This window comes from Lachnoclostridium phytofermentans (assembly GCF_000733755.1).
Taxonomy (GTDB): domain Bacteria; phylum Bacillota; class Clostridia; order Lachnospirales; family Lachnospiraceae; genus Lachnoclostridium; species Lachnoclostridium phytofermentans_A.
In genome coordinates, this window is the sequence record NZ_JPOF01000002.1 from 1 (window position 1) to 21,620 (window position 21,620).

General features: G+C 34.8%; 20 protein-coding genes. 2 read left to right on the top strand and 18 right to left on the bottom strand.

What is annotated here, in order from left to right:
• Positions 1 to 292 precede the first annotated feature (292 nt).
• The 7 genes from malQ to CC92_RS0102605 all read right to left on the bottom strand — a co-directional run bounded on the left by malQ (position 293) and on the right by CC92_RS0102605 (position 9,820).
• The gene (gene malQ / locus CC92_RS0102575) at positions 293 to 1,771 is read right to left on the bottom strand and encodes a 4-alpha-glucanotransferase (protein WP_029504653.1); all 1,479 of its coding nucleotides are present in this window, start codon (positions 1,769 to 1,771) and stop codon (positions 293 to 295) included.
• A gap of 13 nt (positions 1,772 to 1,784) precedes the next feature.
• Positions 1,785 to 4,022 (bottom strand): glycogen/starch/alpha-glucan phosphorylase, encoded by a 2,238-nt coding sequence (locus CC92_RS0102580; RefSeq protein ID WP_029504652.1) that lies wholly within the window; start codon positions 4,020 to 4,022, stop codon positions 1,785 to 1,787.
• A gap of 54 nt (positions 4,023 to 4,076) precedes the next feature.
• Positions 4,077 to 5,801: an alpha-amylase family glycosyl hydrolase gene (locus CC92_RS0102585; protein WP_051650875.1), complete on the bottom strand. Its 1,725-nt coding sequence runs from the start codon at positions 5,799 to 5,801 to the stop codon at positions 4,077 to 4,079.
• Between the two features lie 30 nt (positions 5,802 to 5,831).
• Complete coding sequence (locus CC92_RS0102590; protein WP_330372759.1) at positions 5,832 to 6,716, bottom strand: sugar ABC transporter permease; 885 nt, start codon at positions 6,714 to 6,716, stop codon at positions 5,832 to 5,834.
• Positions 6,713 to 8,110, bottom strand: coding sequence for a carbohydrate ABC transporter permease (locus CC92_RS0102595; protein WP_029504649.1), 1,398 nt, complete (start codon positions 8,108 to 8,110; stop codon positions 6,713 to 6,715). The genes CC92_RS0102590 and CC92_RS0102595 overlap by 4 nt, the downstream gene beginning before the upstream one ends.
• Before the next feature lie 103 nt (positions 8,111 to 8,213).
• The gene (locus CC92_RS22395) at positions 8,214 to 8,384 is read right to left on the bottom strand and encodes a hypothetical protein (RefSeq protein WP_156037019.1); all 171 of its coding nucleotides are present in this window, start codon (positions 8,382 to 8,384) and stop codon (positions 8,214 to 8,216) included.
• A 77-nt stretch (positions 8,385 to 8,461) separates the two neighbouring features.
• On the bottom strand, positions 8,462 to 9,820 hold the full coding sequence (locus CC92_RS0102605; RefSeq protein ID WP_029504648.1) for an extracellular solute-binding protein: 1,359 nt from the start codon (positions 9,818 to 9,820) through the stop codon (positions 8,462 to 8,464).
• Between the two features lie 336 nt (positions 9,821 to 10,156).
• On the opposite strand from CC92_RS0102605, the gene CC92_RS0102610 reads away from it, so the two are divergent.
• On the top strand, positions 10,157 to 11,149 hold the full coding sequence (locus CC92_RS0102610; protein ID WP_029504647.1) for a LacI family DNA-binding transcriptional regulator: 993 nt from the start codon (positions 10,157 to 10,159) through the stop codon (positions 11,147 to 11,149).
• Between the two features lie 338 nt (positions 11,150 to 11,487).
• On the opposite strand, the gene CC92_RS0102615 is transcribed toward CC92_RS0102610, so the two are convergent.
• The 11 genes from CC92_RS0102615 to CC92_RS0102665 form a co-directional block, all read right to left on the bottom strand.
• Positions 11,488 to 11,856 carry a BlaI/MecI/CopY family transcriptional regulator gene (locus CC92_RS0102615; RefSeq protein ID WP_029504646.1) on the bottom strand — a complete coding sequence of 123 codons (369 nt, stop codon included), beginning with the start codon at positions 11,854 to 11,856 and terminating at the stop codon, positions 11,488 to 11,490.
• 322 nt (positions 11,857 to 12,178) lie between these two features.
• Positions 12,179 to 13,459, bottom strand: coding sequence for an ATP-binding protein (locus tag CC92_RS0102620; RefSeq protein WP_029504645.1), 1,281 nt, complete (start codon positions 13,457 to 13,459; stop codon positions 12,179 to 12,181).
• Positions 13,460 to 14,386: an RluA family pseudouridine synthase gene (locus CC92_RS0102625; protein WP_031420116.1), complete on the bottom strand. Its 927-nt coding sequence runs from the start codon at positions 14,384 to 14,386 to the stop codon at positions 13,460 to 13,462. It lies immediately after the preceding gene.
• Between the two features lie 162 nt (positions 14,387 to 14,548).
• Positions 14,549 to 15,088 carry a signal peptidase II gene (lspA, locus tag CC92_RS0102630; RefSeq protein WP_029504643.1) on the bottom strand — a complete coding sequence of 180 codons (540 nt, stop codon included), beginning with the start codon at positions 15,086 to 15,088 and terminating at the stop codon, positions 14,549 to 14,551.
• A 7-nt stretch (positions 15,089 to 15,095) separates the two neighbouring features.
• Positions 15,096 to 16,199 (bottom strand): 3-dehydroquinate synthase, encoded by a 1,104-nt coding sequence (gene aroB, locus CC92_RS0102635; RefSeq protein ID WP_029504642.1) that lies wholly within the window; start codon positions 16,197 to 16,199, stop codon positions 15,096 to 15,098.
• Between the two features lie 14 nt (positions 16,200 to 16,213).
• Complete coding sequence (locus CC92_RS21365; RefSeq protein ID WP_051650874.1) at positions 16,214 to 17,071, bottom strand: DivIVA domain-containing protein; 858 nt, start codon at positions 17,069 to 17,071, stop codon at positions 16,214 to 16,216.
• Positions 17,072 to 17,083: 12 nt separating this feature from the next.
• Entirely contained in the window at positions 17,084 to 17,887 is an 804-nt protein-coding gene (locus CC92_RS0102645) for an RNA-binding protein (protein WP_029504640.1), read from the bottom strand.
• A 53-nt stretch (positions 17,888 to 17,940) separates the two neighbouring features.
• The gene (locus CC92_RS23585; protein ID WP_029504639.1) at positions 17,941 to 18,201 is read right to left on the bottom strand and encodes a YggT family protein; all 261 of its coding nucleotides are present in this window, start codon (positions 18,199 to 18,201) and stop codon (positions 17,941 to 17,943) included.
• Position 18,202: 1 nt separating this feature from the next.
• A complete protein-coding gene (locus CC92_RS20680; protein WP_034218491.1) occupies positions 18,203 to 18,823 on the bottom strand; it encodes a cell division protein SepF in 621 nt (206 codons plus the stop codon).
• A 21-nt stretch (positions 18,824 to 18,844) separates the two neighbouring features.
• Positions 18,845 to 19,597, bottom strand: coding sequence for a YggS family pyridoxal phosphate-dependent enzyme (locus CC92_RS0102660; RefSeq protein ID WP_029504637.1), 753 nt, complete (start codon positions 19,595 to 19,597; stop codon positions 18,845 to 18,847).
• A 175-nt stretch (positions 19,598 to 19,772) separates the two neighbouring features.
• Positions 19,773 to 21,161, bottom strand: coding sequence for an HlyD family efflux transporter periplasmic adaptor subunit (locus tag CC92_RS0102665; protein WP_029504636.1), 1,389 nt, complete (start codon positions 21,159 to 21,161; stop codon positions 19,773 to 19,775).
• 103 nt (positions 21,162 to 21,264) lie between these two features.
• Here CC92_RS0102665 and CC92_RS0102670 point away from each other — a divergent pair, with 103 nt between their 5' ends.
• Positions 21,265 to 21,465: a DUF378 domain-containing protein gene (locus tag CC92_RS0102670; RefSeq protein ID WP_029504635.1), complete on the top strand. Its 201-nt coding sequence runs from the start codon at positions 21,265 to 21,267 to the stop codon at positions 21,463 to 21,465.
• Positions 21,466 to 21,620: the final 155 nt, after the last annotated feature.

Genomic DNA, 21,620 nt, shown 5'->3' on the forward strand with positions numbered 1-21,620 from the left:
CCTATTTAGGTAAAACCTATAATCATTTTTATGACATAATAACTCATTCTAAAAAAAAATTCAATCATAATTTACTTTTCTGCGTTAAAATAATAAAATATTTCTTTTTATCATCAAAATCCCACAACTTAATCTTAGGTAGAAAAAGATAAAAAACATGGTGATCTTACCAATGAACATCTAAGATCTAAAAAATTAAAAAAATCATCAAAAAGCGGGAATAAACGGTTCCTCTACGAAATTGTATCACTTCATAGAAGATTTCATTTATCCCCGCCATTAAAAGGCTAATTTACTCACGTATTACTAATTTTCTTAGTGCTTCTACCCTCTTCTCAAATGGTTCTAAAGAATTCATCTTCCATTCCCAATTTGGTGTTCCTAAGGTACCTGGAGTATTAATTCTCCCCTTATCATCTAATTCTAGAATGTCTTGCATCGGTACAATTGACATATAAGAATCCTGCTTGTAAGTAAAATCAACAAACCTCCAAGCTGGCGATCCTTCGGTACAATGAGAACTCTTTAGATCACGCAATACCCTTTTCTTAACTTTAGGATTTTGTGATTGATACCAACCTTTCATCGTCTGATTGTCGTGCGTTCCAGTATATAATATTAGATGTTCTACATGGTCATAGTTACTATTTTCTTCTTCTCTAGGATTAAAGTTAAATTGTACAATACGCATTCCCTTAAATCCATAATGATCACGTAACGAAAGAACTTCGGGTCTAAGGTCGCCAAGGTCTTCTACCACTATCTTTATGTCCTTAAACTCCTTAAATACCTTGTCAAATAGCTGATACCCAGGAGCTTCCACCCATTCTCCTTCAATCGCTGTATCACAGGATGCTGGTATCTTCCAATAAGTATCAAACGCTCGAAAATGGTCAATCCTTATGATATCAAACAACTTTGAATTATAAGAAAGACGCTTTAACCAAAAATCAAATCCTGTCTTTTCTATATAATCCCAGTCATAAATAGGATTTCCCCAACGTTGTCCCGTCTTACTAAAGTAATCCGGTGGTACGCCTGCAACAAACGCTGGTTTTGAATCCGCATCCAGTAAGAAGCACTCTTGATTACTCCAGACATCCAAGGAGTCTATACCAACATAGATTGGTATATCACCCATGATTTCAATTCCGTTTCGATTTGCATATTCTTTTAAATTCATCCATTGTGAAAAAAATTCATACTGAAGAAACATCTCATATGCAATTTTATCCTCTAAATGAGAGATATCATACTCCTTATTAATAATCCAAGTTTGCTGATCCTTAGGCCATTCATTCCAACAAATCAAGTTATTTTGCTTTTTTATGGTGAGGTATACCGCATACGGATAAACCCATTCTTGCTTAATAAATTCATGATACTCTTGATTTCGTTGCATGGAAGATTTTGAACTGTTTTGTTGTAATTTAAAATTTTTATAAGCTTTTTTTAGATACTTTTCTTTGTATGCCCGTACTCCCTGATAATCAATATGGGTATAGTTTTTATGGTATGGCTTTGTATTTTCTAACAATCCATCCTTTTCTAATAAGTCTAAGCTAATATAGAGCTCATCACCTGCAAAGGAGGAGTAAGGCTGATATGGTGAGTTTCCATATCCAAGCGGATTTAAAGGTAATATTTGCCACAGAGTTATCCCTGCTTGCTTCATTAAGTCAATAAATCGATAGCTGTCTTCTCCGAAATCCCCAATACCGTAAGGGGATGGGAGGGATGCAACTGGCATTAAGATTCCCGCTTTTCTCATGTTAGGTTCCTCCCTAGTTAAGTTTCCAGATTTCGTCATTATACTGTGCAATGGTACGGTCAGAAGAGAAATAACCTGCTTTTGAGATGTTAACAATCATCTTTTTCGCCCAAGCTTTACGATCTTCATAATCTTTAAATGCTTCGTCTTTCTTTTCGATATACTCCTTTAAGTCAAGTAAAGTCATAAACCAGTCTTTGCTTATTATTTCATGATGTAATCGCTCCAGATTTTCCTTCGAACCAACTGCTAATAATTCTACACTTACAATAAAATCAACTAATTCCTTGATTTGTGCATCCTTTTCGCAGATTTCTTTCGAACTATAGTCTGATTTCTCATAATGAGTAATAACTTCATCACTCTTTGCTCCAAAGATATAGATATTATCGTCACCTACTAATTCGTGAATCTCAACATTAGCACCATCCTCTGTACCAAGAGTAATCGCACCATTTAACATAAACTTCATGTTACCAGTTCCGCTTGCTTCTTTCGACGCTAAGGATATCTGTTCTGAAATATCACAGGCAGGAATTAATTTTTCAGCAAGAGTTACATTGTAATTTTCTACCATAACTACATTCATGTATGGACTAACTTCTTTGTCTTTTGCAATTAGTTCTTGTAGGCAAAGGATTAGATGAATTATGTCTTTTGCGATTACGTAAGCTGGTGCAGCTTTCGCACCAAAGAGGAACGTAATTGGAGTAGACGGACGCTTGCCTGATTTAATCTCTAAGTACTTATGAATAATATAAAGAGTATTCATCTGCTGACGTTTATACTCATGAAGACGCTTAATCTGAATATCATAAATAGAATCCGGATTGAGTGTTAGATTTTGTGTCTTCTTTAAATAATCACTTAAAGCAACCTTCGCTTCCTTTTTAATCTCAAGCAAACGAGACAGAACCGTTTCATCCTTTTCATAATCTAAAAGTTTTGTTAAGTTCATTGCATCCTTTTTAAACTCGGAACCTATTAATTCTTCGAGCAAAGAAGTTAACGGCTTATTGCAATGTAATAACCAACGTCGGAAGGTAATACCATTCGTCTTATTATTAAATTTGTCAGGGTATAATTCATAAAATGCTTTTAATTCGTTCTGTTTTAGTATGTCAGTATGAAGTGCTGCAACCCCATTAACACTAAATCCATAATGAATGTCGATAAAGGCCATGTGAACTCGTTTTTGCTTATCAATAATTGCAACTTCTTCATTTTTATACTTTCTCTTAATTCTACGATCTAATGTCTGTATGATTGGAACCAAGTGTGGAACTACCTTCTTTAAATACTCCATAGGCCAAGTCTCTAACGCTTCCGCAAGGATTGTGTGATTTGTGTATGCACACATATTAGAAACGATAGATATCGCTTTTCTTATACTAACCCCTCTTTCCATTAATAAACGGATGAACTCTGGAATTACTAACGTAGGATGGGTGTCATTAATCTGCACAACGGCATAGTCAGCTAAATCATATAAGTTACTACCCTTTTCAACTGCTTCCTCTATAATATATTGTGCAGCATTACTCACCATAAAGTACTGCTGATATATTCTAAGTAGCTTCCCTTTTTCGTCACTATCGTCCGGATATAAGAATAACGTTAGATTATGACGGATATCTTCCTTATCAAAGTTAATGTTATCCGTGACTAGATTCTCATTAATTGTATCAATATCAAATAGATGCAACTTATTGGAACCACTCTCATATCCAGTTACATCGATATCATATAACGTTGATGTTAATGTAAAATCAGCAAACGGAATCTTATAATGTGTCTTTTTCTTTGTAAGCCAGCTTTCCTTTGTAATCCATGGGTTCTTCTCTTCCGTCTGTAGATTGTTCTTAAAAGTCTGCTTAAATAATCCATAATGATAATTTAAGCCAATACCATCCCCATCTAAGCCAAGAGTTGCGATGGAGTCAAGAAAACAAGCTGCTAATCGACCAAGTCCACCATTTCCTAAGGATGGCTCTAATTCTACTTCTTCAATCTCTGCCATACTCTTACCAAGAGATTGTAGTGCGTTTTCTACTTGATCGTAGATTCCAAGATTAATCAGGTTATTGGATAATAGTTTACCAATTAAGAATTCAGCGGATATATAATATAATTTCTTCTTTGATTCATTCTTCTTACCACGTTTCACCATATCCTTGGTCATGGAAAGAAGATAATAATAAATTTCCTCGTTCGTCTTTAAAGTCTTTAGCTGTTCCAGTTTTTGATTCATTCTTTATCTCCTCATCTCTATTCACTCAAGTAATCATCTGTTACCATACGTTTTCTACTTCAATATTACGATTGCGTACGCCGGTAACGTTACCAATTCATTTTGCAGACTTGGCTGTTGTGCTGTAGTTGTAAGCGCTCCACGGATAGATTCATAGGAATAATCTTTCTTAGATAACGTAAGCTGCTTTTCTTCTGGGCTTAAATTATATAGAACTATGATAGAGGAGCCTTCATATGTCTTCGTTACCGCTGCGATATCTTGATCACTCATTGGTATCATCTCGACTTTTCCTCTCGCAATCTCAGGATTTTCATTCCGTAACCTGATCGCTTTCCTATAATAATTTAATATGGAAGAAGAATCTTTACTCTGTGCATCCACACCAGGAAAATGCTGCTCTTGACGCTCCATCTTTGGTGGTCCCATTGTAATTCCTGTTTTATCGGTATCAGACCAAAGCATAGGTGCTCTCTTATTTTCATCTTTTCCAACACCCGACAAGCCGATTTCTTCGCCATAATATAGAAAGCTACTTCCATTCATAAAGAGATTAATTCCACCAAGAAGTTTCACTTTATCCTCATCATAGGAAACATAGGCTGCGGCGCGATTATTGTCATGATTACTGACAAACGATGCATCAATATAATTCGGATTTTTTGATTCAAATATCGTTTGAACCTGCACCATATTCGAAGCAAGATTGTAACCAGCCTTAGAAAGACCAGCGGTCTTAACAGCAGATGCAATTTTACCAACGGAATCTCCATAAGCATAGTTAAAGATGCTATCGATACCGCTCTCATAATAAGAAGCTATAGTTCCAAAAGAATCCCAAACTTCAGCTACTAAGTAACAATTTGGATCTTTTTCTTTACAAAAATTTGTAAACCAGGATAAAACCTCAATATTCTTCTCTGGAGAACCCGTAAAATACTCTTTCGCTGCATCCAAACGAAATCCTCCAACCCCTAGGTCTAACCAATAGCTTGCTATCTTTTCGATTTCTCCTCTTACCATGTCACTACTTAGATTTAAATCTGGCATCTCATTCCAGAATACTGCTTCATAATACCAATCGGTCATACCTACTCGGTAATAAGTACTACTATCTGCCTTATCTTTCTCAAAATTATAAAAATCAATATAAGGACATTCCTTAGAATCCGGTGCCTTTCCCTCAGGAAGCTTCCTTATATAGTCTGTTGCTTCTACAAACCAAGGATTTTCATCCGAAGTATGATTGAATATAAAATCAATAATAACCTTAATACCACGTTTTTCACACTCGCTTAACAGAGTTTTAAAATCCTCCAAAGTTCCATAGCTTGGGTCAATGCTATAATAATCATTTACATCGTATTTATGGTAGGTATCCGATGGCATGATCGGCATTAACCAGATACCATCGATTCCTAAATCAGAATCTGTGCTTGGATCATTATCATTTAAATAGTCAAGTTTTGAAATTAAACCATTAATATCACCAATTCCATCCCCATTACTATCACAGAAGGAATATAAAAAAACTTCATAGTAAGTACGATAATTATCTTCTATCTTATGTAACTCATTCGTAGCGATTGGCGGATATTCATTCATTCCATTCTCTACCCCCTCGGAAGGTGAGGTAGTAACAGTCGGAGTTACCACCTCAGTAATCTCTTCGTTTGGTGTAGGAATGGAATTATTATTATTTTGAGTTATCTTACTACAACCGCTAAGTAATAACGCATTAATTAATAAGAGACACCCAAATCTTTTTGACTTTCTCATCCCTGCCCCCTCCGATCAATTTTATAGTCATTAACCTTTGACAGAACCGGACAGACCGTCTGTATAATATTTCTGCATTACGATAAATAATAAAGCAATTGGTATCGATACACATACAGCTCCTGCTGCAAATCTTGTGTACCAGTTTTGAATGAATTCTTTCTCCAACATCGTCCATAATCCGATAGAAACAGTGTAATTTTCATACTTATCTCCCATGATTACCTTGGCAAAGATAAAATCTAGCCAAGGAGCTAAGAAGGAGGTTAAGATAGTATATACAATGATAGGTTTTGATAATGGCATTGTAATTTTAGTAAATACACTCCATTTTGTAGCTCCATCAATTTGAGCTGCTTCATCAATTGCTTTCGGAATCGTATCAAAAAATCCTTTTGCGATATAATACCCAAGCCCTGCTCCTCCAGAGTATACAAGGATTAAAGCAATTAATGATTGAGTAATTCCTATCCCTTTTAAGATATAGTAAACAGCAATCATGGACATAAATCCTGGGAACATGTTTAGAATCAGCCCAAAGTTCATCATTGTCTTTCTACCCTTAAATCTAGTCCTTGATAAAGAATAGGAAATACATAATACATAAAATGTGGATATAATACAGGAAAAGATAGCGACTACTAAGGTGTTCATAAACCATCTGCCAAAGTAGAATAAGTCATTCTCTTTAAACAAGCGAATGTAATTATCTAAAGTAAACTTTGTCGGTAAGAATTGTCCAGTATATGGACCTGTTCCATCTCCTTTAAAAGAGGTTATAATTACCCAAACAATCGGTAATATCCAGATAATAGCAAGTACCGATAAGAGAATATGTACGAAGGTATTCGTAAGGAGCTTCCTCTTTCTCATGGAACGATTGTGTTTCATTTTAGTCTCTTTTTTTACCATCATTGGAATCCCTCCTCATCTTTGTAGGATTTTGTCCTACGGTAAGTGATTAACGATATTACGGCACTTAATACAAATACCAAAATACCGATAACTGCTGCATAGGAGTAGTCAAAGCTATTGACCGTTAGCTTATAAAGCCATGTTACTAACAAGTCTGTAGTACCGGATTGATAATAATGAAGATTAATTGGATTACCACCAGTTAATAAAAAGATTACGTTAAAGTTATTTAAATTACCAACAAACTGTGTAATTAAATAAGGTGTGGTTACAAATAACATATAAGGTAACGTAATCTTAAAGTAAATCTTTACTGCATTAGCACCATCAATTTTTGCTGACTCATACAATTCAGCTGGTATGTTTTGAAGAATACCAGTTGTAATTAACATCGTATATGGAACACCTACCCAAAGGTTGACAATAATTACGGTTACTCTTGCCCAGGTTGTATTCGTAAAGAACGGAAGTGCATTTTTAATAACTCCAAGTTGCATTAGTAAGGAATTTACTGGTCCTTGTTCTGTTAGCATACTACGGATAATTAATAGGGATACGAATTGAGGAACTGCAATTGACATTACAAAAATAGTTCTCCAAAAGCTCTTAAGTCTGGTACCCTTACGGTTAATAATCATTGCAAGAACCATACCAAAGAAGTAATTTAAAAATGTTGCAAAAACAGCCCAAATAAGTGTCCAGCCTAGAATAGGCCAAAAGGTTCTACCAATGATATTTCCAGCATTTAGCATACTCTTAAAATTATCAAGTCCAATCCAATGAAATAGATTTCCTGGAGGCTGATGCTTTGCATCAAAGTTCGTAAATGCAATTAAGATCATAAAACAAAGAGGTAAGATATTGAATATTAAAATACCCATGATTGGAAAAAACATTAATGTCCTATGTATCTTGCGGTCAAAATAGGATTTCACATCATCAATAAAGCTAGGTATTTTTTCCCCTTTTTCCTTCTTTCTTTGTACCTCATACGCTGCTTTCACATTCGTATGCCACATGATTACAAATGCTAGTATAATAAATAAAGCAACAACCGCTGCTAATAAAAGAAGCATGGAGTTATCCCCTGCCATTTTTACAGGTAGTTTTGTTTCAGGATCAATATACATTCCCTGCTGCACTTCACCTAAGTCATCAAAATGTGAGAAAGCATTAATTCCGATCGTTACCATATAAAATAAAAATCCTAATTCTGCACCTAGGAATATCAAACCTTTTATAATTTGTTTTCGCAAAAGATTTCCTAATCCCATGATTATAAAAGATAGTCTAGTAAGTAGATCCCCTTCCTTCCAAATCATACCGATTGTTTTGAATGGATTTTCTCGTGCTTTTTTCTGCCTGCTAGCGGCTTCCTTTCTTCTGCTGCTCATGCTACCATTCCTCCTTTTCCAATTCCCTAACCTTTTAAGGTTATTCCTATAAGGCTATTCGTTAAGACTCAACCCTTTTGTTCTTTTCTTACATTTGCACAGGTTATGTACCTAATGAAATACTTCTCTGTTGTACCTGTTGATTATGATAAGAAAAAGTAGTGAAGTTGTTTCTCTTATTGACTATGACAAGAAATTTTTTATGAATCATTCCTTCTCTTGTATCACAATGAAAAATTATGCGAAGCGTACCTTCTCTTGTTTGTTGAATCATAACGAATCCTCTTATAGGAAGTGCTGCTGCTTGGTAGCGAATACCTTGCAGCAGCACCTTATTATACCAAGTTGACCTTAGTTCAATGCAGTTAATACATTTGTTACAAATGCATCTAACTGTTCCTGCATATTTTCTTTCGTTATTTCCTTATTATAAACACCAGCTCCAAAACCTTCTGCTGGAGACCAGAAATTACCCATCTGAGGAATTGTTGACTGGAACTGTGTATAAGCTGCCTGCTCACTTAAAGCTGCAACTGCAATATTAGCAGATACTTCTGGATCAGATACTAAGGATGTAACGGTAGGAGCAATACTTCTTGCAAGGAAACGAATCTTCTGGCACTCTTCACCACCAAGGTAAGCAGCTAATGCCTGAGCAGCTTCCATAGCTTCTGGATCTGTATTCATATTGACACCGATGTATTTGTAGTCAGCGAAGGACTTTAACTGACTATCTTGGCCGTCTAAGCTAATGGTTGGAAGTTTTGTTGCTGCATAGTTATCACCAAGCGCTTTTTGTATATTCTCTGCATTCCATGTACCAGAACACCATGCTCCAAGTTTGCCTTTCGTTAATGCATCAATTGCATTTGCACCATTCTCTGTTTCCATTAAGAATTTGTTGCTTGTTGCTAGATCCACTAAATAATTACCGACTTTTACTCCGTTTTCATTGTTGAACGTACATTCTGTAGCATTCTGTCCATCTGCACCGAATAAGGAGCATCCACCAGCAAAGAAGAAAGATGCAAGATACCAGCCATTATCTAAGTCCATACTAAAATTCTTTACATCTGCACCTAAATCTTTTGCCATCATTACGTCAAGGGACTTAACCTCTTCTTCTGTGTACTTGCTCTTGTCATAGTACATAAACCAGGAATTTGGAGTAAATGGAACTGCATATAACATATCATTAAAGGTTGCGGCTGTGATAGAACCAGCAGTTGCACCACCATTTGCAGCTGTAATTTCATCTTGATATAAAGTGATTGGAGCTAAAATACCATTCTCAACTAAGAATGCGGTCTGGTCAGATGCAAACATAAATACATCTGCTGCAGCTGCTGCATCCTTGGAAAGTTCAGTCTTTGCATCGGCCTCAGAAACAGCACCATATGTAAATGTAATATCCCACTCTGGATGAGCTTCGTTGAATTTGTCACACATATAACCTAATAAACTTGAACCATAACCTTCAAAAGCTACTTGCTCTTCTTGAGGACCCCAAACTTTTAAGTTGATTTTTTTTGCTTCCGCAGGTGTATTCTCTGGAGCTTTGGTAGGCTCTGTAGTTGCTACTGCTGTGGTTGGTGTTGGTTTTGTTTCATTTGAACCGCTTGTGCTATCTTTCTTACCACATGCTGCAAGTGAACCTAATGTCATAACGAGCGCTAAAGATAACGCTAGAACCTTACTTGCTTTCTTCATTATAAATTACCTCCCTTAAATTATAAATGTGTAATCTCGAACAACGATTACATTCTTGGAACAGTTTTCGTTTATTTTCGAAAACTATAACTATATACTAAACAAATATATGCCAATTGTCAATAGTAATATTCAATTATTTTAGCTATTTTATATAATTATTTTCTTACATCCACTTTTAATATTGTGCACATGTACATATTGTGCGGTTTTAAGACATTTTCAGAAACGAAATTGCTGAGAGAAATGAAAATATTGTTTTCGAAACTTTACAATCGAATGCAAATAAGATATAATAGACAACAGTAAATGGAAATCGAACTAATGGAGGTCGTTATGGCAACAATTAAAGATATAGCAGCAAAGCTTGGTGTATCCATAAGCACCGTATCAAAAGGCCTGCATGGGGCGAGTGATATCAGTGAGGAAATGCGTCAACAAGTACTGGATACTGCGGTAATGTTAGGATATGTTGTAAAAGAAAAAAAATCCCAAGATCATCATAAAGTTTGCATTATGGTTGAAAACATGGATTATGAAAATATCAACCAATTCGGATACGAACTCATTACCGGATTTAAATTAATGGCTCAAGAACAACAATATCAAGTCGATGTAATCCCTATGGATGTTTATACGCAGATGCAGCAATCCTATGATACTTATATGAAGCAACAATCTTACAGTGGAGCATTCTTTCTTGGGTTTGAGATGACTGATACCTATATGCAGCAATTAAAGCATACTACTATTCCTACTGTTCTATTTGATAACTACATATCAAATAAACATGTCGCTTACATTGGAACGGACAACCATATCGGCACAAAATCCTTAGTTAATTATCTATATGAAAATGGTCATAAAAAAATCGCATTATTAAACGGTTCCAAAAACAGTTATGTATCCAACTTGCGTTATGAAGGTTTCCTTGCAGCTATGAAAGATGTTGGCCTAGAAATTGATGAAAATCTGATTGGTTATGGTATCAGCTTCTTACCGGAAACTGCAAGTTCCTATATTCCGCAGTTTATAGAAAATGGAGCAACTGCTGTAGTATGTGCCAGTGATCTAATCGCTGCTGGTGCAATTAATGAAATTCATAAACTCGGTTTAAGAGTACCAGAAGATATTAGTATCACAGGATTTGATGATCTTCCAATTGCAAAATACCTCGCACCTCCGTTAACAACAATTCGACAGGAACGTTTCACTCTTGGGAAAACTGCATTTACACTACTTTCTCAATTGATATCTGCAATTCCGGTAAGTACAATGCTCTTCCACTCTGAGTTAGTGATCCGTGAGTCGGTATGTAAAGCGAAATAATTGTTCAAAACAAAAACAATAATCACATAGTAAGGAAGGTAATATCCCACCCTAGAACAATAAATATATAGTTGCATAAGAATACCGCCAGTCGATATATAGAACTGGCGGTAGAAATGTTTTACTTAATTATGTCCACTTGACAAAAGCACACCAAATGGTCTAGCGCAAAAAAGATAATATTGCCTTATAACCTAATCATTTTATACCCCAAATGGTCTGTCTATTATAAGTCTTGTCATAAATAGTAAAAGAGAAGCTTAGCTTCTCTTCTCACATTACTTGCTGATTCTCTACTCCTAATAGATATCTTTATTTTCTTTTTATTGTACCTAACTCTATACTGTTTTATAATTACTAAGTATTCTCTCTAATTCCATAATCTCGGTTTTCTTTAGACTTTGATTATTTAAGTATTCGACTAAAAATGTATTAAGTGAGCCGTTAAATAGTTTATCTAATAGAACCTTAGTTTCCGTACGTTGAACGGTTCGTTTAGAGATAGCTGCTTTACATAGGAATCCTGGCTCTTCTCTGATAATTGCTCCTTTCTCAATCAATCGTTTAATTACGGTATAGGTAGTATTCTTCTCCCAACCGACATATTCTTTGATTATTTTTGCAATATCCTTCGCCGCCAGTACTTTGTTCGACCACAAAAGTTCCATGATATTAAGTTCACCTTCGTGTAATCTTATTTCTCCCATATTTTGCTTCTCCTCACAAGCATCTCTTTTGTTTGATGCTCATTTATTCAAATTATAGTTTTCATAAGCTTATTCTACAGATGTAGATTAATATAACATTTTGTCTAATCTTTATAAAAATTGAAATCTTCCGTAGTATATTTCCAGCCTAAGAGATTACCATAACCATTATAAGCTATAGTAATTCTTTCAAAAAAAAAGATACTTTATAAATAATGTCGGTAACTCATCCTTATTTTGAATTAAAACTATTCAGACTACCGCAGTAGTTGGTAACATATACCATTATTCTACCGAATTAGAATTAATTTGTCAATCTATCTTATAGGCAAAACATCGCATAATATGGCAAATGTTTCACTTGATTTGAGTATTCATAATTTCGATTTGATATTTTTATCGAGTAAGGTATTTCATGTGCAGCACGAAAGATACTCACACTCTTTGATCTTGTATTTTCATTCGTCTTAATCTCAAGTGGTATCACTCCATCGGAGTTTTGAATCAAGAAATCTATCTTTGCTTGACTATTCGACTCCCAAAAATTTGGAAGATAACCTCTGGCTATTAGACTTTGCATGATATAGTTATCTAATATCGTCTTTTCTATCATTTCCTTCTTAGCGTCCAAATAAAGAGCGTTTTTTCGGATTAACGTATTTAGTATCCCGACATCCGAAACATAAAGCTTAAATTGTAATGCTTCTGGACTTATGGTAATACCTTCTGTTTTGTCATATGTACCTTTTGCACATTTATAAACAAGAGAATTTGACGCAAGATATTGAATCACATCTTTATAAAGGGCATAGGTAGCACCTTTACGTATTAAACGATATTGAAACTTTTTATTCTCTTTTAATAGTTGCTCAACCATAACAGAGCAAACTTGCTGAAGTTTTAGGGCATCACTTTCTGACTGCTTCTCTTTTGCAAAAGCAAGTTGAGATAGATAAACTCGTTGATGGATTTCAGCAACATTATTCGCACTTTCCATGGTAATAAAATCATTCACCGCTGCTGGCATTCCACCTACAAGAAGATAATCTTCAAAAATTGTTAGAAGCTCCTTATGCACAATTTCAGGTATCTTACGATTCGTCTGATAATGGCCCTTGATTACTTCGGCATACCATTCGTCCCCTTGTGCTACTAAAAATTCATCAAATTCCATAGGATAAAGTGTAAAGCAATCAAAATATTCGAGGTCAATGTCATAAAGTTCACTTGATAATACTATGATTGGAACAGCATGTTCTTCTCGAAGATAATGATTTAACGCTTCGACTGCTTCTTTGCAAAAAGTTATTTCATCTAATATTATTAATAGATTTCCGGATAATTCCATTGGTATCTCATAATATTGATATATTAACTCGATAAAACTTAGTTCATTCTTAGCAGAATAAGCTGCCTTTTGAAATAGGTTGCAAACAGCTGCATTCGTCTCGAAGTTTACATAGAGATTGCCTTCGTAAAAGGATTTAGCAAAGTCAAGTGCTAAGAAAGTTTTACCGACACCTTTGATGCCGGTAATCCACATAGGTTTCCCTAAATTCTGCTCTTTCCATGATATTAATTTATTAATTGCATTGCGTTTCACTTAGTTACACCTCAATTTTTCAATCAATTGATTAAAGTATTCGGGCAATGGTGCTTCAAATTCCATATACTCCTGCGTGGTTGGATGAAGGAATCCTAAAACTCTGGCATGTAAAGCCTGCCCTTCAAGATGAAATTTATCTTTCTCCGGTCCATACACATCATCACCTAACAAAGGGTGATGTATACTTGCCATATGAACGCGGATTTGGTGAGTACGTCCTGTTTTTAGCGTACATTCAATATGAGCATACCCTTGATTAAAATTTTCCAATACACGATAATTGGTAACCGCATTCTTACCATTCTTCTGGTTGATTGCCATCTTCTTACGATCAATTGGATGTCTACCAATGGGTGCATCTACTGTTCCTTCTGTTTGTTTAAAGGAATGATAGACGATAGCTTCATATTTTCTTGTAATCGAATGTACCTTTAACTGTTCTGCTATTGATTGGTGAGATTTATCATTTTTACATACAACCAAAACACCGGTAGTATTCATATCAATACGATGAACGATTCCTGGTCTCATGACTCCATTAATTCCTGATAACCTATCTTTACAATGATATAATAATGCATTTACTAGGGTACCAGAATAGTGGCCTGCAGCAGGATGCACCACCATTCCTTTTGGTTTATTAATTACGATAATATCATCATCTTCATATAAGATCGTAAGGGGAATATTCTCCGCCGCTATCTCCAGTGATACAGGTTCCGGTACTTCATAGGTTAAAACATCGCCTTCTCTTAAACGATAATTTGCCTTAATTACATTACCGTTTATCTTCACAAGGGAATCTTTTATTAACCTCTGAACATAAGAACGTGATAGGCCTTCCTCCAATTCAGCCAGAAAACTATCAATTCGTTCATCCTCATATTCACTATCAATCCAGCAGGTTTTTATGTTGTTCTCCATTCTGTTTCCTCTTAACTTTTAGCTCTATTTTTCCTATATAATTTGTGTATTATAACTTTTATTATCAGGACATAATCTTGTTCTGATAATCGGATTTACGGTGCAAAAAGCGCACCTTTTATGAGAAATAGCTTCGTAATTTCTCATAAGCTATAATATCAACTAACTTTCGATCTTCTCATCTTTTTTCTTCTTACTTAGACATGCAAAATCATCATCTTTATAATAAAATAAAAGTAATATTGCAAATAACACCGTGGAGCACGTAATGTAAATATCAGCCACATTAAATACCGGAAAATCGATCAATTCAAAATAAATAAAATCAATGACATGGCCAAATAAAACTCGATCAATTAAATTGTTACCAGCAGCTCCGGCAGCAATAAATACTAAGATATATCGTAGAGCATTATATTTCTTTGTTCTTGGTAACTTAAAAAACAGATACGCCATAATAGCAACAGCAACCACGGTAATCATGGTTAACAGTGATGCTCTTCCGCTAAAGATACCCCAAGCTGCACCTTCATTCTCGTGATAGATGAATTTAAGTACTTTTGGTAAGATAACAAAGGAATCTCCATCTGCAAAGTTTAATTTTGCAAAATACTTTGTTATCTGATCAAGGACAAGCAGTACCACAAATAAAATGCCATACTTAAAATAAGTCTTTTTTGATAATATATTTTCTTGTTTCATCCCCTTGTTACCTTTCTAACATGATGTACTCAATTGCATTGATAAGCTCTTCCCTCGTAACAGCCGTATCAATGACAGCTTCTCCAATACTACGTAACAATATAAATTTGATTTGTCCAGCATCCATTTTCTTATCTCTACTTAACGCTTCCAGAATATTTGATACGTTCAATTTTTTCACTGATATTGGTAAATGGAAGGCTTCCAACGTTGTTAAGATATCTTCCAGTTCTTCTTTGGTTAAATAGCCCCTCTCATAGGATAGATAAGAGGACGCTACCATACCAATTGCGACACATTCACCATGCAATAAGGTAAACTCCATCCATTTTTCCACTGCATGTCCTATGGTATGTCCGAAATTAAGCCATGCTCTTTCCTTTTGTTCATGCGGATCAATTTCTACCACAGCACGTTTAATCTCACAACTTCTTCCTACCATTTGTCGTAAAACTTTAGTGTCTCTGCCTATGATTGCATCCTTATTCGTTTTTAACCATTCATAGTAAGCTGCATCCTGAATTAAGCCATGCTTTATTATCTCTCCCATTCCAGATAGATAAACTCGTTCCTTTAATGATTTTAAACATTCTAAATTCATATAAACACAGGAAGGCATATAAAATGCCCCAACCATATTTTTGTATGCTTTAAAATCAACTCCTGTTTTTCCACCAATGCTGGAATCCACCATTGCCAATAAAGAGGTTGGTATCTGTAAGAAACGAATTCCTCTTAGATAGGTTGCCGCAGTGTATCCGGTCAAATCGCCAACTACTCCACCACCAAGAGCTAATAAAACATCGTTGCGGTCGAAACTTTCCTTAATTAAGAATTCATATAAGTTTTGGACTGTTTCAAGGTTTTTATTATCTTCTCCTGCTGGGAAAACAAAGGATACTACCTTGTCAGTATATGACAATAACATCTCTTGTAAACTCTTTAAATAAATGCTTGAAACATTACTGTCAGTAACAATACATAACTTTCTAGACTTCAAATTTAAAGCTTCTAGTTCTGCTATGAAATCTGGAAAAGAGTCTTTTAGAACAATATCATAGCATGGTTTATTTTGAAATTTAACTTCGAGTCTATCATACATATCAAGCATAGTTGGTTTCCTCCTTAATCTTCATCATCCTCTAGATTAATAAAGGAAAACTCTTCCTGATGCTCACTCGTATTTTCCTCCGTCTGTGAAGACGTCACTTTCATTAATTCGTTATATTCTTCTAAGGTAATCTCTTCTTCTGACGCACTAACTTGTTCTAATGCATCCGAATAATCTGTCGCTGTATCTTGATGCTGTTTCTTAATGTTGTTTTTATTACTGATACTCTGATTCTTATGTTCTACTCTTGGTTCATGACCATTCGTACCTTTTAGAACAGGCTCTAGCGTCTTCTTGATAGGATTTTTTGTAGAGGTAGTTGCAGTATTAACTGTCCCATGGGAAGCCCCACCATTGCTCTTTGCTTTAGTAGTGTCTCCATCCCTATCGTTAAGATTTAAAAAGGTATCTATTCTTGCAAGGCTTATATCAAAGGAATCACTTTCCAGTAGTTCTATTTGAGCTGCAGCTAAATTTTTAAATTGTAATTTATATTTTTCATACTGTTGTAATAACCCGATTGTCTGAGCATGAATATGTTCCAACTCATTTTTTGCATCAGCTACAATAATCTGTGCTCTTGTCCTTGCTTCATTTTCAATATTTTTCGCTGTAACAAGTGCCTGTGCTTTTGTATCTTCTGCTGTTTTTTCTGCAAGAACCAAAGCTTTCTGCAACGTTTTTTCAATTGTTTTATAATATTGTATTCCTTCTGTTAAGACAGAAATCTTATCTTTCATCTCCATATTTTCACGATATATCTGCTCGAAACTTAACAATACCTCACGAAAGAAAGCATCTACATCTTTCTTATCATACCCAAGTCCACCAGATTTGAACGTTTTACTTTGTATTTCTATTGGTGTAATCATATCCTATTCCTCCTATTGGTATATAGATAAAGTTGCGTATATCCTACCTTTTTTTGAGATACCGCCTTGTTCTTTCACCTTGAATTTACCGAAACCTCGAACAGAAACAATATCATCAGGTTTTAATATATAACTATTGGAAGTGATTAGTCTTGCATTGACAAACACCTTTTCCCCAGCAATCAAACCAGTAATACTACTTCTCGAAGTACGAAAAGCAAGTGCAATAAGGGAATCCAAACGAAAAGAAGCAACGCTACCGGTTACTTCTTTAAAGGATGTTGTGGCTTGTACTTCTTCTGGTTTTATCACTTCAACACGAACGATATTGTGTCTTACTTTGCCAAGGCTTGTCTTTACATATTCACTTAGCAGTGCATCACAATAGCAATAAGCCTCTTTTCCTCTTACTAAGATGTCACCAAGTTTTGAACGTTCAATACCAACATTAAGAATAGCTCCTAAGTAATCTCTATGGTCGAGTTCCCTGGCAAATTTCTCACTTGTCGGATAGATTCTAAGACATTCAATAGGATACTCGTTTTTTTCCTTAGTCTGTAATACAATAGTTCCATGCTCCTTGGTTCGGTCTCCATGAAAGCAAATTCGAACCCTTTCTGCACCCTCATATCCACCATACATCGAGTATGCTAGCAAAGGTAATTCTTTCTCCATACTATGAAATATACTGATTTCGTTAATATTTAAGAAATCAGTATACACACATATCTCTTTATGATAAGCACTTTTCGCTGTCTCTAATATAATCTTGCGAAATAAGAGCTCTTCTTTCTCTAAATTCACCGTAATCTCCATTCTGCCACCACCACGAAAACTAGATCGGTAGCACAAATTTTCAATTCCTTGTCCTAGGCCCCGATTAACTGCTGCAGATACGACAACATAAGAAAAGCTATAATCGGCGACAGATCTGTAATAGCTGTAAAAAAGCTAGAATGACTTAATAAGATTCTTACTGGATTTAAAATCGGGTCTAATACAAATTTCAACGCTTTTTTTACAAAAGAAACAGAAAACATATCAACGAAAATCTGTATCAATAAAAAAACTTGTAGAATAGTAAAAAAGATTGAAAAAGACTTCGCTAATAATTGACTTATTTGCATCATTCTAAAAATCCTTATTTAAAGTAGGTACTTCAAAACCATTCTGACGTATCAAATCCAAGTAATCGCCCGATATATCTACAGAATCCGGTGATATAATAAAAATATAACTTGAAATCTGATGCAATTTACCATTTAAAGAATAGACTGCTCCAGAAATAAAATCCATGACGCGCTGAGCAATATCAACGTCAAATCCCTCTAAGTTAATTACCGCAGCACGTCCAGATAAAAGCATGTCACAGATATCCTGAGAATCCTCAAAGCTGGTTGGCTTCATAATACAAACTTCTAAACCTTTTTGAGGATTTCTGATTGGTACTACCTTGCTGACATTCGTCTTTTCCATACGTTGAGAACGTTCTTTCCTTAAATCAGCAAAATCTGTTGCTCCAGAAGTGGTAGAAAGTCTGGAAGAACTACTTGTAGGAACTTCCTCAGATGAGGACACTCTTTGTGATGAAAATGTCTTTTTCTCCTGTTTTACAGCCTGTCTTTGTTCCTGTCTTTCTGTCTTCCTTCGTTCCTTCTCTTCTAGCTCACTTACGTAATCATCATAATCATCTAAATCATCATCATCAGTTAACTTTAATGAATCTAAGATATTTTTAAATAAATTTGCCATAGCACAATCTCCTAATCTTATTTACTCGCTATAATTGCGCTCCCCAAAAATACCGGTTCCTACGCGAACCATGGTAGAGCCTTCTTCAATTGCTACCTCATAGTCACCGGTCATTCCCATCGAAAGTATTTTCATAGTTACATTATCAATGTTTTTTTCTTTGATGTCAACATATAATTGGTGCATTTTCTTAAAATAGGTTCTATTTTCTTCGGCATTTTCTGTATAAGGTGCCACTGTCATTAAGCCTTTGATACGTACCGAAGACAAACCTGAAATCTCGCGGATTAGTTCTTCCGCTTCACTTGGTTTAACACCAAATTTCGATTCTTCCGAAGCAATATTTATTTCAATTAATATATCGACTAAGATTCCCTTTTTCTTAGCCTCTATATCAATCTGCTCCGCTAAACGCAAGGAATCAACAGAATGTATTAACGTCACTTTATCTACAATATATTTTACTTTATTTCTCTGCAAATGACCAATCATGTGCCAGTGAATGTCATTTGTAGAGTTATCAGGTTGTTTTTCGGTTGACTCAGGTTGATTGTGAAAAGTTTTAAAATCCTTTACTTTTTCCTCCTTATCACATAATTCCTGAACTTTATTTTCTCCAAACTCTCGTATCCCAGCCTCATAAGCTTCTTTTAACATTTCAATCGGTTTCGTCTTACTCACTGCAATTAATAATACTTCCTCTTTTGAACGATGACTACGTTTACATGCTGATTCAATATTTTGCAGTACTTTTGTTATATTGTCTTGTATCATAAAATTCCTCCATCCTTGCGTATTTTTTTACGCTTCTGAAGTTTCTACCCAAAATCATGGCATATATTTTTCGTTCAGAAACCAATTATCAAATATCTTAATCTTTATGTCGTCGAGATTATACGACAATATATTATAATTAATTAGCGATCAATAACACTTTCGCTCTTCTACTTTAATAAATTACTGCCGACTCAATCACCTTCGTTGCATCTAGTGCAATATGATCGTATACAGAAAGTCCTCGCTTCGTGCCTTTTTTAATAATTACATACTCTTCATTTTCAGACAAACGTTCGATACGTCTAAAAACCGCATACCCTTTATTAACATTGTAAACACCTTCTAATTTTCCTACCAGACTAATACGGAATTTATCTGTAGTTTTGTCCGATAATATATAATCATTAAATCCAAAGGTTTCTTTATCGACATAACCATACGTATCATCTTCATAGTAAATTTCGCAAGGTGTGAATTTCGGTTCTAATGTTTTTGTAGTTTCATTATATACTTCTCTTACTAAGCCAAGCGCCCCAGAGTCACCACCATTCGTAAAATACTCGATTGGAATCATGTAAAACTCCTTTTCCGTAATCGCTGTTTTGGGAATTTTTAATCCTGACTCTACTTTTAACTGTATCTCTATCTCTAAAAATCGTTCCCTTAAATATCTTGTTACATACTTATCTAACGAGATATTTAGAAACCAAGACTCTCCTTTTTGATATACAGTAAATGGTGCCTTCATTTGAAATTGATCTAGAGTAACTGTAAAAGTAACTGTTTTTCTCTCTTTTAATTGATCTGCTAATTCTGCTGAGATAGGTGCAATAATATTCCAGTGGTCCTCCGTCAGCAGCTTGTACACGTTTTGGCCATTTTCTATAATTTCACCTGTTCGTAAATTCTTTCTCTCGTATTGTTCCATATGAAATGTCGCTTCAGAAACTTCATCTGCTATTAATCCATCCAGTGTATCAGAATAATAAGAAATAATTCCTGCTTGTGCTGCTTTCACAACACCAAAATTTGAGCTTAAACCTGTGCTATTTATTATATCCTGCATATTAGAAAGTAGGTTAACATCTAAAATATTACGTATACTAGCTGTAATGTCATCTCTAAAATTATAGACTTCCGAATAATTACTATCTTGATACGAAAATTTAAATTTTGCAATATCTTTACGAATACTAGCTGCATCCATCTTCGTAAAAGTTATTCCACCAGTCGTATCTGTTAGTTTTTCATAAATCTTCTTGCTTTCATCAATAGAGTAAATGGTAGAGTCTTTTGCAACTCTTGCACCTTCACGAAAGTAGTAATTAACATATCCAGATCTATCTGTAGTAATCATTTTCTCTTCTCTTGTTATCACACCCGTGACAGTATTCTCCTGTGATAGTGGTTGCTCTGAAATCTCATAAATCGAAATTTGAGGTTTCGACAAATATAGATAAACATTTATCACTGTATAAACTAGAATTATTATGAATATGATAACACCTATGTTAATTGATCTTCTTTTTTTAAATTTAACTACTTTTGAATTCTGCTGCATAATAACCTCTTTATTTTTTCTATTTCATTCCATTGGTTATCTGCATAAAAAACCATGGATTGTTTACACTACCATTAACTAGAACACATAGGAGGTGTAAATTTTGAAAGTTATTGATTATATTGCTCTAGTTCTTGTTATTATCGGTGCAATCAACTGGGGATTAATTGGATTCTTCCAGTTTGATTTAGTACGATTCATATTCGGTAATATGACCATTTTAGCTCGAATCGTATATGCTTTAGTCGGTATATCCGGTTTATATGCCTTAAGCTATTTTGGTCGATTAAAAAATGATATGTAATTATGTTACAAAATGAGTCAGTAAACTGTCTCATATGTTAGACAAGAAAACCCACATTTCGTGAAACTTTTCTTTGTCATGAATAAGAAGCGTCAACAAGCTGTCGCACTTATTAACAAAACAGTCATAATGACTGACATCGTAAAAAGAATATT

Coding starts and splice junctions, on each gene's coding strand:
- malQ (WP_029504653.1), bottom strand. CDS start 1,771: ATGAGAAAAGCGGGAATCTTAATGCCAGTTGCATCCCTCCCATCCCCT.
- CC92_RS0102580 (WP_029504652.1), bottom strand. CDS start 4,022: ATGAATCAAAAACTGGAACAGCTAAAGACTTTAAAGACGAACGAGGAA.
- CC92_RS0102585 (WP_051650875.1), bottom strand. CDS start 5,801: ATGAGAAAGTCAAAAAGATTTGGGTGTCTCTTATTAATTAATGCGTTA.
- CC92_RS0102590 (WP_330372759.1), bottom strand. CDS start 6,716: ATGATGGTAAAAAAAGAGACTAAAATGAAACACAATCGTTCCATGAGA.
- CC92_RS0102595 (WP_029504649.1), bottom strand. CDS start 8,110: ATGAGCAGCAGAAGAAAGGAAGCCGCTAGCAGGCAGAAAAAAGCACGA.
- CC92_RS22395 (WP_156037019.1), bottom strand. CDS start 8,384: ATGATTCAACAAACAAGAGAAGGTACGCTTCGCATAATTTTTCATTGT.
- CC92_RS0102605 (WP_029504648.1), bottom strand. CDS start 9,820: ATGAAGAAAGCAAGTAAGGTTCTAGCGTTATCTTTAGCGCTCGTTATG.
- CC92_RS0102610 (WP_029504647.1), top strand. CDS start 10,157: ATGGCAACAATTAAAGATATAGCAGCAAAGCTTGGTGTATCCATAAGC.
- CC92_RS0102615 (WP_029504646.1), bottom strand. CDS start 11,856: ATGGGAGAAATAAGATTACACGAAGGTGAACTTAATATCATGGAACTT.
- CC92_RS0102625 (WP_031420116.1), bottom strand. CDS start 14,386: ATGGAGAACAACATAAAAACCTGCTGGATTGATAGTGAATATGAGGAT.
- lspA (WP_029504643.1), bottom strand. CDS start 15,088: ATGAAACAAGAAAATATATTATCAAAAAAGACTTATTTTAAGTATGGC.
- aroB (WP_029504642.1), bottom strand. CDS start 16,199: ATGCTTGATATGTATGATAGACTCGAAGTTAAATTTCAAAATAAACCA.
- CC92_RS21365 (WP_051650874.1), bottom strand. CDS start 17,071: ATGATTACACCAATAGAAATACAAAGTAAAACGTTCAAATCTGGTGGA.
- CC92_RS0102645 (WP_029504640.1), bottom strand. CDS start 17,887: ATGGAGATTACGGTGAATTTAGAGAAAGAAGAGCTCTTATTTCGCAAG.
- CC92_RS23585 (WP_029504639.1), bottom strand. CDS start 18,201: ATGATGCAAATAAGTCAATTATTAGCGAAGTCTTTTTCAATCTTTTTT.
- CC92_RS20680 (WP_034218491.1), bottom strand. CDS start 18,823: ATGGCAAATTTATTTAAAAATATCTTAGATTCATTAAAGTTAACTGAT.
- CC92_RS0102660 (WP_029504637.1), bottom strand. CDS start 19,597: ATGATACAAGACAATATAACAAAAGTACTGCAAAATATTGAATCAGCA.
- CC92_RS0102665 (WP_029504636.1), bottom strand. CDS start 21,161: ATGCAGCAGAATTCAAAAGTAGTTAAATTTAAAAAAAGAAGATCAATT.